The 16,258-nt window shown below is 45.7% G+C and carries 15 protein-coding genes; 8 read left to right on the top strand and 7 right to left on the bottom strand.

Annotation, left to right across the window (positions count from 1 at the left end; genetic code table 11):
- Positions 1-252 precede the first annotated feature (252 nt).
- The 5 genes from DK187_RS03300 (at position 253) to ushA (ending at position 6,461) form a co-directional block, all read left to right on the top strand.
- The gene (locus DK187_RS03300) at positions 253-1,500 is read left to right on the top strand and encodes an ABC transporter substrate-binding protein (protein WP_111605919.1); all 1,248 of its coding nucleotides are present in this window, start codon (positions 253-255) and stop codon (positions 1,498-1,500) included.
- A gap of 96 nt (positions 1,501-1,596) precedes the next feature.
- Positions 1,597-2,526: a carbohydrate ABC transporter permease gene (locus tag DK187_RS03295; RefSeq protein ID WP_111605918.1), complete on the top strand. Its 930-nt coding sequence runs from the start codon at positions 1,597-1,599 to the stop codon at positions 2,524-2,526.
- Positions 2,519-3,403, top strand: a complete 885-nt coding sequence (locus DK187_RS03290) for a carbohydrate ABC transporter permease (RefSeq protein ID WP_111605917.1) — start codon at positions 2,519-2,521, stop codon at positions 3,401-3,403. Before DK187_RS03295 ends, DK187_RS03290 begins: the two co-directional genes overlap by 8 nt.
- Before the next feature lie 90 nt (positions 3,404-3,493).
- Positions 3,494-4,603 carry an ABC transporter ATP-binding protein gene (locus tag DK187_RS03285; protein WP_111605916.1) on the top strand — a complete coding sequence of 370 codons (1,110 nt, stop codon included), beginning with the start codon at positions 3,494-3,496 and terminating at the stop codon, positions 4,601-4,603.
- Between the two features lie 250 nt (positions 4,604-4,853).
- The gene (gene ushA, locus DK187_RS03280; RefSeq protein WP_111605915.1) at positions 4,854-6,461 is read left to right on the top strand and encodes a bifunctional UDP-sugar hydrolase/5'-nucleotidase UshA; all 1,608 of its coding nucleotides are present in this window, start codon (positions 4,854-4,856) and stop codon (positions 6,459-6,461) included.
- 88 nt (positions 6,462-6,549) lie between these two features.
- On the opposite strand, the gene DK187_RS03275 is transcribed toward ushA, so the two are convergent.
- The 4 genes from DK187_RS03275 to rph all read right to left on the bottom strand — a co-directional run bounded on the left by DK187_RS03275 (position 6,550) and on the right by rph (position 11,353).
- Positions 6,550-7,059, bottom strand: coding sequence for a hypothetical protein (locus DK187_RS03275; RefSeq protein WP_111605914.1), 510 nt, complete (start codon positions 7,057-7,059; stop codon positions 6,550-6,552).
- A 108-nt stretch (positions 7,060-7,167) separates the two neighbouring features.
- On the bottom strand, positions 7,168-9,582 hold the full coding sequence (locus DK187_RS03270; RefSeq protein ID WP_111605913.1) for a sensor domain-containing protein: 2,415 nt from the start codon (positions 9,580-9,582) through the stop codon (positions 7,168-7,170).
- A gap of 26 nt (positions 9,583-9,608) precedes the next feature.
- A complete protein-coding gene (locus DK187_RS03265) occupies positions 9,609-10,313 on the bottom strand; it encodes a substrate-binding periplasmic protein (protein ID WP_162623475.1) in 705 nt (234 codons plus the stop codon).
- A gap of 320 nt (positions 10,314-10,633) precedes the next feature.
- Positions 10,634-11,353: a ribonuclease PH gene (gene rph / locus DK187_RS03260; protein WP_111605911.1), complete on the bottom strand. Its 720-nt coding sequence runs from the start codon at positions 11,351-11,353 to the stop codon at positions 10,634-10,636.
- Positions 11,354-11,511: 158 nt separating this feature from the next.
- Between rph and DK187_RS03255 the strand changes: the two genes are divergently transcribed.
- The 3 genes from DK187_RS03255 to hepT are packed head-to-tail and all read left to right on the top strand — an operon-like array spanning position 11,512 to position 13,197.
- Positions 11,512-12,378 carry a YicC/YloC family endoribonuclease gene (locus DK187_RS03255; protein WP_111605910.1) on the top strand — a complete coding sequence of 289 codons (867 nt, stop codon included), beginning with the start codon at positions 11,512-11,514 and terminating at the stop codon, positions 12,376-12,378.
- A gap of 22 nt (positions 12,379-12,400) precedes the next feature.
- A complete protein-coding gene (gene mntA, locus DK187_RS03250) occupies positions 12,401-12,778 on the top strand; it encodes a type VII toxin-antitoxin system MntA family adenylyltransferase antitoxin (RefSeq protein WP_111605909.1) in 378 nt (125 codons plus the stop codon).
- Positions 12,775-13,197: a type VII toxin-antitoxin system HepT family RNase toxin gene (gene hepT / locus DK187_RS03245; protein WP_111605908.1), complete on the top strand. Its 423-nt coding sequence runs from the start codon at positions 12,775-12,777 to the stop codon at positions 13,195-13,197. The genes mntA and hepT overlap by 4 nt, the downstream gene beginning before the upstream one ends.
- Before the next feature lie 120 nt (positions 13,198-13,317).
- Here the strand turns inward: hepT and DK187_RS03240 are convergent, their stop codons facing one another.
- From DK187_RS03240 to DK187_RS03230, 3 genes are all read right to left on the bottom strand, one after another.
- Complete coding sequence (locus tag DK187_RS03240) at positions 13,318-14,532, bottom strand: type II toxin-antitoxin system HipA family toxin (RefSeq protein ID WP_111605907.1); 1,215 nt, start codon at positions 14,530-14,532, stop codon at positions 13,318-13,320.
- On the bottom strand, positions 14,525-14,836 hold the full coding sequence (locus tag DK187_RS03235; RefSeq protein WP_111605906.1) for a helix-turn-helix domain-containing protein: 312 nt from the start codon (positions 14,834-14,836) through the stop codon (positions 14,525-14,527). The genes DK187_RS03240 and DK187_RS03235 overlap by 8 nt, the downstream gene beginning before the upstream one ends.
- 347 nt (positions 14,837-15,183) lie before the next feature.
- A complete protein-coding gene (locus DK187_RS03230; RefSeq protein WP_111605905.1) occupies positions 15,184-16,017 on the bottom strand; it encodes an ion transporter in 834 nt (277 codons plus the stop codon).
- Positions 16,018-16,258 lie beyond the last annotated feature (241 nt).

The following is a 16,258-nucleotide window of genomic DNA, read 5'->3' as shown; positions in this document are numbered from 1 at the left end:
GTTCAGGGTAAAATGCAATAAATCGTCATTTAAAAAGCAAGAAATGATCAAATAAACAATCCCCTTGCAAGACTTTGTTACAATAGGTTGCTCTATTTTACCCTCTCTTGTCATATCCTTTGCTAAATTCTATAACTCGAACGTGCGCTTACACTGACTGATCAGACGGCGACGTCGATATAGAAAATAACGCAACATCAAAACAGTTTCTGTATTTGATTGGACGACATAACAATAACAAAGGTTACTATCATGAAAAAAATTGCTTTCGGTTTAACCACAGTTGCACTTTCTCTAGCTGCCGCAACCGCTCAGGCTGGTGAAGTAGAAGTTCTACATTGGTGGACATCAGGTGGCGAAGCCGCTGCGATCAATGTACTTAAAGAAGAAATGGTAGGCGCTGGCCACACTTGGAAAGACTTCGCAGTCGCCGGTGGTGGTGGTGAATCTGCTATGACCGTTCTAAAATCTCGTGCTATTTCTGGCAATCCTCCTTCCGCGGCTCAAATCAAAGGCCCAACCATTCAAGAATGGGGTGACCTAGGTTTCCTAACCAATCTCGATGATGTTGCTAAAGCGGGCGAGTGGGATGTCATCCTTCCTCAAGTTGTTAGTAACACAATGAAATACGACGGCCACTACGTAGCGGCACCAGTCAACGTTCACCGTGTAAACTGGATGTGGGCGAACCCTGAAGTATTCCGTAAATCAGGTGCGTCTATCCCAACAACATGGGAACAATTCATTGTAGAAGCGAAAAAAATCAAAGCAGCGGGTTTCACACCACTTGCTCATGGCGGCCAAAACTGGCAAGACGCCACGTTATTCGAAGCCATTGCTTTGTCTAAAGGCGCTCGCTTCTATAACAGTGCGTTCATCGGTTTGTCTGACACCACTCTACGTAGCCAAGACATGATTGACGTGTTTGACACTTTCAAGCAAATGCGTGAATTCGTTGACCCAGGTTTCTCTGGCCGTGATTGGAACGTTGCAACATCCATGGTTATCAATGGTGAAGCAGCGATGCAAATCATGGGCGACTGGGCGAAAGGCGAATTTACTGCTGCTGGCAAAAAAGCAGGCATCGATTACGTTTGTTACCCAGCACCAGGCACTAGCGGTGCGTTTACTTTCAACATCGACTCTCTAGCCATGTTTACAGTAGACGGTAAAGACAAACAAGCAGCGCAAAAAGACCTTGCTCGTTTGATTCTTGAACCTAAGTTCCAAGAAACATTTAACTTGAACAAAGGCTCTATTCCAGTTCGCTTGAATATGCCTCGCGAGAAGTTTGACACTTGTGCACACGCTTCTATGGATGCGTTCCTAGCCAGCTCTACAACAGGCAACCTAGTACCAAGTATGGCTCACGGCATGGCTGTGAACTCAATGGTGCAAGGCGCTATCTTTGACGTAGTGACTAACTTCTTCAATGACGAAGCGATGACTTCTAAAGAAGCCGTAGACAAGCTAGCTCGCGCTGTTAAAGCCAGTATGTAAGATCTACCCCTGCAAGCACCTAGTTTGCAGTAAGCATACGAGGTTGGTCTTCTGGCCAACCTCTTCTTAATATCTCCAAATAGTGAAGCATCAACTATGAACACTAAAGCCGCCAATTCTGGGTCAGGGCAGACTCAGTCAGGACGTCCTGCACGCCTAAGTTTGGCCGATTGGATGCCGAAAATCGTCATGGCCCCAACGGTACTGGTTACCTTGGTGTGCATCTACGGCTATATGATTTGGACAGCCGTACTGTCTTTTACAGGCTCTCGTATGTTGCCGTCGTACAATTTTGTCGGCTTCGAACAATACGAGCGTCTTTTCAATAACGACCGCTGGATGGTAGCCCTAACCAACCTTGGCATCTTCGGTGGTTTGTTTATTTTTATTTGTTTGTTCCTTGGCGTGACACTCGCCATCTTCTTGGACCAAAAAATTCGTGCCGAAGGCGCAATCCGTACTATTTACCTTTATCCGATGGCGATTTCCTTCATTGTTACTGGTACCGCGTGGAAATGGTTGCTTAACCCAACCAACGGTCTAGAAAAAATGATGGTTGATTTTGGTTTCGTCAACTTCAAGTTCGACTGGCTGATTAACCCCGATATGGTGGTTTACTGTTTGGTCATTGCGGCAGTATGGCAAGCATCCGGCTTCGTCATGGCGTTGTTTTTAGCTGGCCTTCGTGGTGTTGATGGCGACCTTATTAAAGCCGCTCATCTTGACGGTGCCAGCACATTCACAACCTATCGCCGTATTATTTTGCCTTCATTAAAGCCTGTGTTCTTCAGTGCCTTGGTGGTTCTGTCGCACATCGCGATTAAGAGCTTCGACTTGGTGGCCGCGTTGACTAATGGTGGCCCGGGTTACGCGTCTGATTTACCGGCTAACTTCATGTATACCTATACCTTTACACGAAGCCAAATCGGCTTAGGCTCGGCTTCTGCCATGGTGATGTTGGGTTGCGTATTGGCCATTTTGGTTCCTTATTTGTACTCTGAATTGCGAGGTAAACGCCATGAGTAATAACGCTATCGGTCGCAAAACCTCAGGCGTGGATAAAGCCTTACGCGTTGCCCTATACACAGTGTTATTAGTGGCTGCGGCGTTTTACCTTATCCCTTTTATCGTCATGTTGATTACGTCTTTAAAAGACGTTGAAGAAATCCGTACCGGTAACCTACTTTCCCTGCCAGCGGCATTGAATTTTGATTCTTGGGCAAAAGCGTGGTCAAGCGCTTGTACGGGCAGTAGCTGTGGTGGGATTTCGCCATACTTTATGAACTCGTTTCAGATTGTGTTGCCTGCGGTAGCGATTTCTACTTTAGTCGGCGCCATTAACGGCTATGTTATTTCTTTATGGAAATTCCGTGGCAGTGACTTGTTCTTTGCTGCTATGTTGGTGGGTTGTTTTATCCCCTTCCAAGTGATTTTGTTGCCAATGGCGCAAACTCTCGGCTGGTTAGGCATCGCCAATACAGCGTCCGGCTTAGTATTTGTTCACGTCGTATATGGGGTGGCGTTTACGACGCTGTTCTTCCGTAACTTCTACCAGTCCATTCCAAGTGAATTGGTCAAAGCGGCGCGTTTAGATGGTGCTGGTTTCTTTACCATTTTCTATCGCATCATTTTGCCAGTTTCGACGCCTATTATCGTCGTAACGGTCATTTGGCAGTTTACACAAATTTGGAATGACTTCTTATTTGGCGTGGCCTTCTCTGGTTTTGATACGCAACCAGTCACTGTTGCCTTGAACAACTTAGTCAACACCAGCTTCGGCGGTAAAGAGTATAACGTGGATATGGCTGCTGCCATTATCGCGGCGCTACCGACACTGGCGGTTTACGTGTTCGCCGGAAAATACTTCGTCCGTGGCTTAACCGCTGGAGCAGTAAAAGGCTAATCGCGGTTTAAACGGACCAGAAAATAAAAATGCACTCGTGCCTTCCACCGAACACCGCACCAGTGATTAGACAAAATTTGGAGTAATAACATGGCAAACCTCGTCATTGATAATGTTAAAAAGCGCTACGGCAACACAGAGATTTTGAAAGGCATCAATATTTCCATCAAAACCGGTGAATTCCTCATTCTAGTTGGGCCTTCTGGTTGTGGTAAATCCACACTGATGAATTCGATTGCTGGCCTTGAGGACGTAACAGAAGGTCGCATCCTGATTGCCGACAAAGACGTGACTTACACCAGCCCAAAAGATCGTGATATTGCGATGGTGTTTCAGTCCTATGCTTTGTACCCCAACATGACCGTAGAACAAAACATCTCTTTCGGTTTGGAAATGCGCAAAGTCCCAAAAGCAGAGCGTGACGTTGAAGTTCAACGCGTAGCAGAACTGTTGCAAATTAGTCACCTACTTGACCGTAAACCAGCGCAATTGTCTGGTGGTCAACGTCAGCGTGTCGCCATGGGGCGTGCCTTAGCGCGTCGCCCTCAGCTTTACTTGTTTGATGAGCCATTGTCTAACCTAGACGCTAAATTGCGTGTAGAGATGCGTACGGAGATCAAGAAGCTGCATAAAAAGCTTGGCACCACCATCGTTTATGTAACACACGATCAGATCGAAGCCATGACCTTGGCCGATCGCATCGCCGTCATGAAAGATGGACAAGTTCAACAGCTTGGCACACCACAAGAAATCTACGATAACCCTGCGAATTTATTCGTGGCGGGATTCATGGGGTCACCAGCGATGAACTTCATTCCGGCAAAAGTAATCGAACAAAATGGCACGCCAATGTTGGAGTTGGCCACCAGCACCACGGTTGCTCTACCATTTCCCAAACCAGAGTCACTAAAAGATCATGTGGGTAAAACCATCTTACTTGGCCTACGCCCTGAAATGATTACCGAGCCTCAACCACACAAAGAAGGCCAACCTTTTGTGACCACCACGGATGTAGAAGTGGAAGTGACAGAACCGATGGGCGCCGACACCATGATTCTGACTCGTGTTAATAATGCCGAAATCAACTGTCGTTCCAACCCAATGTACCCTGCTGCTGCAGGATCCATTATCAAAATGATGTTCGATACATCAAAAGCCGTGGTATTTGATAAGGAATCGGGCAAACGCCTTGATGCCTAAACATAGATTGATGTAACTATTTGCCGTTAAGCAAGCCTGTGGCGGAGTCTATCTCCTAACCACAGGCTTTTTTTTGCCTAAAACCCCCTGTTATTGCACAAATGGTCAAAATTACTGCACAGTCTCTCGAACTTGTCATAAATATGAGATACATTTTAAAAACTGTAATCAAAAAAGCGACGTGCTAAGTGGCATTTGATTATCTCGACTCAAAGTAATATCGACTAATATCATGTAAAGGAACCAAACCATGAAATTAAACCAGCGTTTTATCACGCATATTGCGGTAACTGGCGTCGCTCTGTCTTTGACAGCCTGCTCTATGATGGGACCGCAAAAACCCGACTGGCAAGAAGACAAAGAATACAAAGTCACCATATTGCATACCAATGACCATCATGGACGTTTCTGGCAAAACAGTAATGGCGAATACGGCATGGCCGCTCGTAAAACCTTGGTCGATAATATCCGCGAAGAAGTGGCACTGGACAACGGCAATTCTTTATTACTTTCGGGTGGCGACATTAATACGGGTGTGCCAGAGTCGGATCTGCAAGACGCAGAGCCAGACTTCCGCGGTATGAAGATGTTGAAATACGATGCCATGGCGTTGGGCAACCACGAGTTTGATAATCCGCTTTCCGTTCTTAAAAAACAACAAGAATGGGCCGGTTTCCCTTTCCTTTCAGCGAATATTTTAGATGCGAAGACAGGCAAACCTTTGTTTGACGCCTATAAAATTTTCCAAGTTGACGATCTAAAAATTGCGGTTGTGGGCTTCACCACAGACGATACGGTGAAACTGGGCAACCCAGAGTTCCTTGAAGGCATCAAAATTGAATCGCCAATTAGCGTTGCCAAAACCCTGATTCCTGAGCTGCGTAAAAAAGCAGATCTCGTCATTGCAGTGACTCACATGGGACACTACCAAGACGGCAACTACGGTGGCAACGCACCAGGTGATGTCACTTTAGCTCGCACAGTACCAGGCATTGATGTCATTGTCGGTGGTCATTCACAAAACCCTCTGACCCAGCCAGACGAACAAAATGGCACCCTTATTCTACAAGCACATGAATGGGGTAAATACGTTGGCCGTTTAGATTTTGTCTATAAAAACGGTGCCATTGTATGGTCTGAATACGAGCTGATCCCAGTAAACTTGAAGAAAAAAGTCACCACAGCAGATGGCAAATCTGAGCGTGTTTTCATTGAAGAAGAAATTCCTCAAGACCCAACCATGCTGGCGATGCTAACGCCTTTCCAAGAAAAAGGTCAGCAAGGATTGAATGTTGAAGTTGGCTTCTCAAGCGCTGACTTTGTTGGTGACCGAGACCAAGTTCGTAACCAAGAAACCAATTTAGGCAATCTGATTGCATTGGCTATGAAACAGAAAGTGAATGCGGACATTGGCATCATGAACTCTGGCGGTATTCGCGATAATCTAGAAAAAGGCATTGTTACTTACAAGAGCGTATTGAAGGTACAACCTTTTGGTAACATGGTGTCTTATGTCGACTTCAGCGCCACTGAGCTAACAGATTACCTTTCTGCTGCTGCCGCAAAACAAGCAGGCACTGGGGCCTTTGCGCAATTTGACGGTGTTTCGTTGACACTAAAAGACGGCAAAGCCACCAACATCATGGTGGCTGGCAAAGCACTGGACATGAACAAGACCTATCGCGTTGCTGTAAACAACTACACGGCTTCAGGTGGTGACGGTTACCCTAAAATTTCCGATCATCCAAACTACGTCAACTCAGGTTATGTGGATGCCGACGTATTAGTAGAATACATCCAAAAGAACTCACCATTGGACGGTGCAAAATTTGCTCCAACAGGTGCGGTGAAACGTTAATTGCAATGATTTAGTCACCTCACTTAGGTGACTAAAAAGCCCCAATAGACAGTAGCCTATTGGGGTTTTCTTATTAGTCCTGCTCAATCTACTGTTTTCGATATGACAAAGACCAAGTCAAAGGCGTTGGTAATTTCTCAGATTCCAATTTGACCGTAAATAATAGCTCGTTGTCACTGACTTGCTGCCAAGTGTTCGTTCGCTTACCACGCTCAGATTCAAGCACAAGAATCACCGCATCGTTGGTTTGCTGGTAGGTACCTGATATCTCGACACCTTCCTCATCCTTTTTAACCACCTCGCCTTTGGCGCTAAGCGGGATGACATCAGCTTCGGCTGCATCACACTGCCACAGAAACCGCTCGGTTTGCCAACCCAATACCCATTGCTGACACACCTGCGTCTGTTTTTGTAATACAGGCCGCGCTAAGGCACGAATGAAAAAATTCATTTCCTGTGCCACGTTTTCCACCGCTTCATCCAGTTTTGCTTGCGTATTATCCGCGTCTTGCAGCAACCATGTTCCCTCTAAACTCAAGGCTTGCACACCAGAGCTCAACACCACGCTTAATACGCCAACACCAATCAGTTTCTTCACCGCGTTTCTCCTTATTTTTATTGTGGATAGATCATCGCAGAGTACACGCAACTTGTAAGGCGCAAAAACGCGCACAATGACTAACATTTAGCGCCAAAAATGCCGCGACTAAGCGTCTTGGCGCTCGAAGGGAAACACCTCGTTATCTTTTAAGAATAAGGTAGCAAGATCGGCTTTGACAGGTTTCGAAAAGTAATACCCCTGATAACGCGTACAGCCTATATTTTCTAAAATAGCTTTCTCAAATGTGCTTTCAACACCTTCAGCTAAGACCGATAAATTCATATGTTCAGCCATAGACACAATAGTATTGGTAATAACATGACTATTAGGATCACTTGATAAATCACGCACAAAGGTTTGATCTATTTTCAGTTGATTGATAGGAAAGTGCTGCAAATAACGCAAAGAAGAATAGCCTGTTCCAAAATCATCAATCGAAAAGCGAATGCCGTGCTCTTTCAAGCGCCACATTTTTTCCGCCACCGAGGCAATGTTTTCCACCAGCATGCCCTCTGTTATTTCCAGATCCAACAAGCTTGGGTCAATCTGTGTACTCTCCATCACTTTTTCCACAGAATTTACAAAGCCTTCCTGTGCAAATTGATAAGGACTAATATTCACCGCCACGCCTTCAAATGACGGTGGAAGCCCCATATCTTGCCAGATTCGCAATTGTCGACAGGCGTTTTCTAGCACCCAGTCCCCAATTTCGTAGATCAAACCGATTTCTTCTGCCACAGGAATAAAACGCGCCGGCGATACAAAGCCAAGCTCAGGATTGAACCAACGTAACAAGGCTTCATAACCAATCAGTACACCATAATTATTCACTTGAGGCTGATAGACTAAATAGAACTCATTGTCATGAATGGCGCCATGTAAGGCTTTTTCTAATATAGCAAGATCCGTAATTTGCTGGAGCATTTCTTGACGGTAAAAACGAAAACCATTGCGGCCCTTTTTCTTCGCTTCATACATAGCGGTATCTGCTTGTCGAAGAATCTGCGAGTCACTGGCCTCGCCAAAGGGAAACAAACTGATGCCAATACTCGCTGAAATGAACAAATCTGTCTGCTCTAAACGAAATACTTTAGACAACTGCGCCAGCAATACTTCAGCCAGAATCGTTGCCCTGTGCTGCGCCTCATCATGATCATTGGCTAACACTGGCAGCAAGAGAACAAACTCATCACCACCAATTCGCACCGCAATATCCGACTCAGATAAACAAGACACAATACGTTTAGCGGCTTCAATCAACAGCGCATCGCCCACATGGTGCCCCATGGAATCATTCACATTTTTAAAACGGTCTAAGTCGATAAACACCAAACCACCCACTTGCCCCGTATTGCGCGCCTCGGTTATCACCTTGTCCAAATGCTGATTTAAAAAACGTCGATTAGGCAAACTGGTCAAAGCGTCGTAATACGCCAAAAACTTGACCTGCTCTTGATCCTTTTTACGCTGTGTAATGTCACGAAAAGACGCCAAAAAGCGCGCCTCATTGTCTAAATAAATGATGTTTGCACAAACTTCAACAGGAAAGCTCTCACCGTTACTCCGACGATATTGCGTTTCAAATATCTTAGGATCGCCTTGGGCACTTTTCATCCAGTCTTGTAATAAGCTAGGAGTCTGTTCTGGGTCTATGTCTTGAATGTTTAGCGTAAGCAATTTAGGTGCGTCATACATCAACAAACGACAGGTTTCATGGTTACAATCGAGTATTTCGCCCTTCAAATTTGTCAGCAGCATACACTCACTGGACTGATGTAAAACCGCTTTAAAATACGCTTCTCTTTTGGCTAATTCACTTTCAACCTTTTTTCGCTTATGCCAAAGCGCCGTGATAGTGCGCGCCAAAATACCCAACTCATCTTCCCGCGAGGTTTGTTTGAATTGCAATTGGGCTGGATCGTTTTCCGCTTTTTCCAAAAGACTAAGCTGCCCAATTAGGCGCGACAAAGGATGAGAGATCTGAACATAAAACAACATGAACATCGCCGCACCAAGCAACATGGCCGACAACAACGATGTACCGATCAAACGAAAACTGCGGCGAATAAAACCATTAGTCACAGTGCCACTGTCTATAGTGACAATAATGGTTCCCACTTCTAAATGGTTATTACGATTTAGCGGTAAACGGAAGTGCTGCGGCAAATCACTGACAATCCGTTCAGATAACCAGCGCAAGGATAAGGGTTCTAATGGGCGATACATACTGGCTAACTCATAGCCCAAATCGTCTTCTAATCGTGCCGTATGAAAGCTATTTGAGCGCATTAAGCCCGTCAGCACTTTTTTCGCCAGCGTTTCATCCAACGAATAAGCGGCTTCTGTAGCCGCATTTTCGACAATATACAACGTCGACATAACCTGCTTTTGAATAGTGGCTTTTTCATCCTGCCAATCAATAAATACCTGAAAAGTACTCATCAACAAGCTCAATAACAACAAAAGCACCAATGCCCACTTGGCTTGCTGATAAGAAAGACGTTTACGCAAAGCTAACATAATCCCTCACTGTTTATAGCGCGAACTTAAGGCGCAAAAAATAGCCCGTATTGCTTAAAAATTTCTTCCCTCTTACCGCTGCGATCCAGCTCTTTCAAACCTTCATTTAATATATCACGCCATTTCTCCGCGTCAGGATAACGCTTACTAAAACACACCCTATAATGATCTACCTCAAGCCCTGTCACATCGTAAAAACTCAACCTATCCGCAACGCCCATTTGCTGGGCTTCAAAAAGGGCGCTGTCACGCTCTGTCATGAAAATATCTTGATTACGCCGCAAGATCAGATTAATGCCCTGCTCCAGCCCCGTAACAGAGGCATAAGGAATATTCGCATCATTTAATATATTGGTTTGAGACCAACCATTCACCGCCGCCACATCGAACCGTGTCAGTATATCTAGGTTGGTATTTTCAACATTCAGATACCCTAGGCGAGTAACGAATGCACTCATCGACTCACTAAGCGGCAATGAGAAATAAGCAAAACTCTCTCGCACAGGCACCTGGCGGCAAGACACAGCGCCCAATACCAGTCCTTCCTCAACGTCACGCATCACGCGCTTCCATGGCCGCAATTCAATACGAACAGAGACACCTTGCGTTGCATAAGCGGCTCGCAATATATCAACATCCGAACCATAAACCGCGCCAGCGTCAGGGAAATTAGCAGACGGTGGTAAAATAGAAGCGTCGATAATACGTGGCGGCAAATGAATGGTGTGCAACACAATCTCTTCTGCATGGCTGCGCCACGAAAATACTGCAAAAAAAACGCATATGCTATAGATCAGACTCCAAGAAATGCCTCTCAAGCCCCCTCCTATCCAGCCGTTTTGATCAAAAATCACCCTAATTTTGTTCAAATATCCCCTATAACGCTGTGTCACTCAAGCAGTATCCATAGTCCGTGCGCAGTTTATTCACAAAAAGCAAAAACGAAGGCAGAAAGAGCTCATGAGAGAGGCAAAAAAAATCCAGCCGAAGCTGGATTTTAGAAAACAGAAAGCAGGTCACACATTATTCATCGATACGGGGTTATCTGCCCTTATTTATCAAACAACGCCGCACGCTGTGCTTCCATGATTTGTGCGATGCCTTTACGCGCCACCGCCAACATGCCCATCATGTGTTCATCGCTGAAGGCTTCGCCTTCCGCTGTGCCTTGGATCTCAATGAAGCCACCTTTGTCGTTCATGATGACGTTCATATCCGTTTCGGCATTAGAATCTTCTGGGTAATCCAAATCCAATACAGGGACGCCTTTGTAAACCCCCACTGAAATCGCGGCTATTTGCGACACGATTGGGTTCTCTTTAACTTTTTTACTCTCAACCAACACACGCATCGCATCCGCCAACGCCACAAAACCACCCGTGATAGACGCTGTACGTGTACCGCCGTCGGCTTGAATCACATCACAGTCAATCGTGATGGTATTCTCACCCAATTTTTTAAGATCCACCGCCGCGCGCAAAGAACGACCAATCAAACGCTGAATCTCCACCGTACGGCCACCTTGCTTACCGCGTGCCGCTTCACGGTCCATACGGCTATGGGTAGAGCGTGGCAACATGCCATATTCAGCTGTGATCCAACCTTGACCCTTACCTTTCAAGAAGCGCGGCACACCAGGAACCACAGTCGCCGTACAAATAACTTTCGTGTCGCCACATTCGATCAGCACCGAGCCTTCGGCATGCTTAGTAAAATTACGTGTGATTTTAAGGGGACGTAATTGATCTGCTTCTCTTCCGCTTGGACGCATACTTGCTCTCTCTGTCTATTAACCATCATAAAGCCGCAATTATAACGATCTTAGATAAAATTGCGCCCCCTCCCTGCGAAACTCTTAGCGATAGGTTACACTGACGCCTTTGTTTTTTAACATCCTCTTTCCATGTATTTTAGACATTAGGTAATAACATGACCGCAAGCATGACCGCCTTCTCCCGCCAAGAAGCCGTATTCGACTGGGGCAGCATCAGCTGGGAAATACGCTCCGTCAATCAACGCTACTTAGAACCCAGCTTTCGTTTGCCCGACAACTTCCGTGAGCTTGAGTTTACGTTTCGCGACACACTGCGCAAAAAGATAAACCGTGGCAAACTGGAGTGCCAACTGCGCTTCCAAGGTGTAGACAAAGCCGCCACCAGCCTCACCATTAACCCAAGCAACGCCCAAGCCTTGGCAAACGCCATCAACACACTCGGCACTTGGTTCAAAGATTTAGACACAGCGAACCCACTCGATATTTTAAAATGGCCAGGCATTCTCAGTGACGAAGGTAATGATTTTGAGATGATGAAAAAAGCCGTCGTCGAACTCTTTAATCAGTCTGTCGACGAACTTATACAAGTACGACTACGCGAAGGGGCACAGCTAAAAGACATCATTGAACAGCGCCTAGACGCCATCGATGCCATCGTGGTCGAAGTACAAGCCAAACTGCCCACCATCATCGCCGCGCAAAAACAAAACCTGCTCGACAAACTGGAAGCCGCCAAAGTCGACCTCGACCCCATGCGCGTCGAAGCGGAAATCGTCCTACTGGCACAAAAAGCCGACGTGGCTGAAGAGCTAGATCGCCTAGCGACTCATACCAAAGAAGTCCGCCGTCAACTACAACAAAAAGGCCCCATTGGCCGCCGCCTCGACTTCTTAATGCAAGAACTCAACCGCGAAGCCAACACCCTATCGTCGAAATCCATTGTGGTAGAAACCACCCAAAGCGCCGTAGAATTGAAAGTTCTGATTGAACAAATGAGAGAACAGATCCAGAATATTGAATAATCTAAAACCGTAAGGTGGCACTATGCTCGATAGAAACAAGCTAATTCAAGCCGTAAAACGCCTGATGCCAAGGGCTAGATTGATTTACTTGTTTGGTTCTCAAGCTGATGGTAGTGCTACGGCTTCCAGTGATATTGATATTGCCGTGCTACTGGATAAAAAAATGGACTCAGTAGCACGCTTTGACCTCCAAGAAACACTCGCTATCGAGCTCAATCAAGATGTCGATTTGATAGATTTACTAGCAGCTTCAACCGTCTTACAAAACCAAGTTATCATGAATGGCGAGCTACTTTTTGGAAGTGAAAACGAACAAGCTAAGTTTGAAATGCAAATCATGTCTATGTATCAACACTTGAACGAAGAGCGAGCAGGCATATTGCAGGACTATTTACAATGAACGACTCGATTCTTAATAAGCTAGCCACCATTGATCGCTGCCTAGTTCGTATTCGTGACGTTTACGCTTTAGCAAAAGAAAACTTCGACACCGACTACACCAGCCAAGATTCGATCATTCTGAATCTACAGCGCGCGTGCGAAGCCAGCATTGATGCCGCCAATATACTCAACAAACAACACCAGACTGGCATCCCACAGAGTAGCCGCGACAGCTTTGAACTGCTTAAAAAAGCAGGCTTTATCCCTGCTCCACTAGCCTTAAACTTGCAAAAGATGGTCGGTCTTCGCAATATCGCGGTTCACGACTATCAGACCCTTAACTTAGAAATAGTAAAGCATGTTGTAGAGCATAGGCTTAGTGATTTCGAAGAGTTTGTTAAAGCAATGAAAAGCCTTAATCTATCCAATTTAGTATAAAAAAACTTAGACCTCAAATTCAGCTAGATCGCCAATACACTCTCGTCGAAATCCATCGTCTTAGGAACAACGCAAAGCACCGTGGAATTGAAGGTTTTAATGTACGGGTCGATTCCCATTTTAGCGTAGCGGTATACTTCGTAAGTGTGTTTCGATAGCTTCGATCATCGATTTAGTCAGCGGTAAATGCGCTTTTTCTTTCGCCCAAATTTCGTAGAAGCCTGCCACGGTTTGCTTGGCAGTATCCAACACCAATTTTTCTGGCAGCATGGCTTTAGCCGCCAAGTGTGACAGCTCATCCAGCGTGAAATCACTGAATTTCTTGCTACGACTCACCTTCAGCGACGCACTATCATCGGGGATATAAGGAATGGTCGAGACAAAGTCATAGGCAGGCGCAATCGATGCTGTGCGTTTGTCTTTGTAAATCACAGACCAATTCTTCAAATGCATATCCGCATTGCCAATGAGTGTATTGAACACCAATCGACGGGTAAATTCGGCAATGTCCTTGTCTTGACCTTCGATGCCGATAACCTGAGCAATATTACGCATACTGGCTTTTTGGTATTTATCTTGTGGGTAGACACCAAACACTTGAGCAAAGTCTTCAATGTGCACAGCTTGACCATCAACACGGTCAAAGCGTTTGATCGCAAATGCGCTGTCACCAAATTTGCCAATCCCATTCGGAATATTCGCTATCTGCTCAATGGGGAGTAGCTGAGTCTCTGGCACATCCATTCCCACCATTCGAGCTAATTCCATCATGGAATATTCGTTTTCTGGCACGGCTTCAAATCGAGACGACGGCAATTTCACTATCCATGAACCACCTTGACCTGTCGCTGGGATGGTCAAACCACCATTTGCCTGCTGCACAGCTGAAAACTTCAATTGCACTCCCGCCAATGAAAAACGCATTGGCCCATCTGTCTTCGTTTCATCTTCTATGTCTTGATGCACATTAGGTGGTAAGGCTTCACCATCCGCTGGCTCAACCGTGATCGCACCTGCTAAATCCTGTCCCAGTACCCACAATAGAAAAAATTCCCGCGCGGGGTTCACTCCGGCACGCTCTGCCAAGTAATGACGCATGGTTTCTTCTGGCAAAAGGTTAGAGAAAAACGGAGTTAACTTGGTTTGGGTCGGCTTAAAGTTAGTCAGCAAGCCACCTAGCGAATCTTTAAAACCCAGCCCTAACACGGGCCGTGATTCGTCATTAATGTACGAATCCATAAAGGCAAAAAGTGTTCTATCATTACCCACGTTGGTGATGGTTGCGATGGGTTCACCGTAGAGCAACACGTTGAGCGTAGAGACATTGTTAGTCATCGTCATCTCCATCTAACTGGTATGCGGGCGACATCTGCTCATCTTCATCGCTGAGACCTTGGCTGCTTCGAATGATCGACTTGATGGCTGGCACAGACTTTTTAGGCGCGACAAACAACTCTAAGTCGAGCACACGGGCAAGTGCTATCAAACTGGACATTCGTAAATCAACACCACCAGACTCGATTTTCGAAATATGGCTTTGCGGTACACCCGAACGCGCGCTTAACTCTCTCTGGCTGAGCCCCTTACGCACCCGAGCCTCTCGAAGGCTTTGCAGTATTTGCTCTGTTACATAGCTCATATTGATACGCCTTAATGCATCGAAGAAGAAAAGTTATATATAAAAACATATCAATTCACGCCACAGAGCACAAGACAATTATCTATAATGACGTATCAACCAATAAGTTTTGATGTGTCACTATAGATCATAGGTAGCCATCTTGCCCACTTATCCTAGGCTACCAACAAACTGGTACCCACTTAGAAGAAAGAGATCTATTGAAGGAGTGATTTATACTCGGCTGGAAGGTTGCAACACTTTTATGCGCGTGAAAATGCGATATTTCACACTTTTATGCGCATAAAAGTGTGAAATGAGAATTGATGCTCGCCTGTATTCCATTGCTCACTATCGAGACTTCATCATTATTCCCTTGGCTTATTCATGTCACGGCGCAGTGCTTGTAATTCCTGTTGAAGCTGCTGCATTTGCTCTAGTAACTGTTGCTGGGTAGCCTTTTCCGCGTCTATCTCGTCTTTGATTTCATCGTCGTGCATGGTTTGCACAGCGTTGACGATGACAGCGATAAAGAGGTTCAGCATGGTGAAGGTGGCGATCAGGATAAAAGGCACAAAGAACGCCCAAGCATAGGGGAATTCTTCCATCACTGGCCGCGCGATGCCCATGGACCAACTTTCTAAGGTCATCACTTGGAACAAGGTATACAAAGAAGCACCTAGGCTGCCAAACCAGTCTGGGAACGCTTCACCAAACAGCTTGGTGACCATCACCGCCGCCACGTAATACACCAGCCCCAACACCATGGCGATGGACAACATGCCATTCAGGGATTTGATCAAGGCACCGACTATTTTTCGCATCGATGGTACGAAAGTCAGTACGCGCAATACACGCAATACTCTTAGAGCACGCAACACAGCAAAAGGACCGCTGGCAGGAACTAATGCGATCCCCACAACGATGAAGTCGAACACATTCCAACCATCTTTAAAGAATGCGAAACGATGCACCACCAAACGAATCCCCAGCTCAATCACAAACACCACCAGAATCGCCTTGTCTAAGGCCATTAAAAATGGGCCAATGTTTGCCATCACCTCTGCCGAGGTTTCTAATCCGAGTATCACCGCATTGATTAGAATTAACGCCAACAAACTACGCTGTATCGTCGAATTTTCAATAAACGTCTTGAGACGCTGACGAAGAGAATTCGTTGGAACCACCGATGTACTGGGCATGTGCCACCTCAATGCTAGATTATCCCAAGAGTGGGTTAAATTGACGCCATTCTATGCCAGAGCTAGGATAGGTCAATCTCTTTTGATGTAAATACATGGGCCTGTTCAAGGATTTTTCCATAAGATTTTCAGTCAGAAAGAAAGAGCAAAAATCGGTAAAACCCTTTATCCTAAGTTAAATCAAAATAGTGAGTCGTTCTTTACAAAACTTTTTGGTAGTGTGTAAAGACTCCAAACAAAA

The sequence above is a fragment of the Marinomonas arctica genome (genome assembly GCF_003259225.1).
Lineage (GTDB): Bacteria > Pseudomonadota > Gammaproteobacteria > Pseudomonadales > Marinomonadaceae > Marinomonas > Marinomonas arctica.
This window is presented reverse-complemented; position numbering and strand designations above follow the sequence as displayed.

Bases quoted from the DNA above. Each gene is read 5' to 3' on its own strand.
- DK187_RS03300 (WP_111605919.1), top strand. From the start codon at position 253: ATGAAAAAAATTGCTTTCGGTTTAACCACAGTTGCACTTTCTCTAGCT.
- DK187_RS03295 (WP_111605918.1), top strand. From the start codon at position 1,597: ATGAACACTAAAGCCGCCAATTCTGGGTCAGGGCAGACTCAGTCAGGA.
- DK187_RS03290 (WP_111605917.1), top strand. From the start codon at position 2,519: ATGAGTAATAACGCTATCGGTCGCAAAACCTCAGGCGTGGATAAAGCC.
- DK187_RS03285 (WP_111605916.1), top strand. From the start codon at position 3,494: ATGGCAAACCTCGTCATTGATAATGTTAAAAAGCGCTACGGCAACACA.
- ushA (WP_111605915.1), top strand. From the start codon at position 4,854: ATGAAATTAAACCAGCGTTTTATCACGCATATTGCGGTAACTGGCGTC.
- DK187_RS03270 (WP_111605913.1), bottom strand. From the start codon at position 9,582: ATGTTAGCTTTGCGTAAACGTCTTTCTTATCAGCAAGCCAAGTGGGCA.
- rph (WP_111605911.1), bottom strand. From the start codon at position 11,353: ATGCGTCCAAGCGGAAGAGAAGCAGATCAATTACGTCCCCTTAAAATC.
- DK187_RS03255 (WP_111605910.1), top strand. From the start codon at position 11,512: ATGACCGCAAGCATGACCGCCTTCTCCCGCCAAGAAGCCGTATTCGAC.
- mntA (WP_111605909.1), top strand. From the start codon at position 12,401: ATGCTCGATAGAAACAAGCTAATTCAAGCCGTAAAACGCCTGATGCCA.
- hepT (WP_111605908.1), top strand. From the start codon at position 12,775: ATGAACGACTCGATTCTTAATAAGCTAGCCACCATTGATCGCTGCCTA.
- DK187_RS03240 (WP_111605907.1), bottom strand. From the start codon at position 14,532: ATGACTAACAATGTCTCTACGCTCAACGTGTTGCTCTACGGTGAACCC.
- DK187_RS03235 (WP_111605906.1), bottom strand. From the start codon at position 14,836: ATGAGCTATGTAACAGAGCAAATACTGCAAAGCCTTCGAGAGGCTCGG.
- DK187_RS03230 (WP_111605905.1), bottom strand. From the start codon at position 16,017: ATGCCCAGTACATCGGTGGTTCCAACGAATTCTCTTCGTCAGCGTCTC.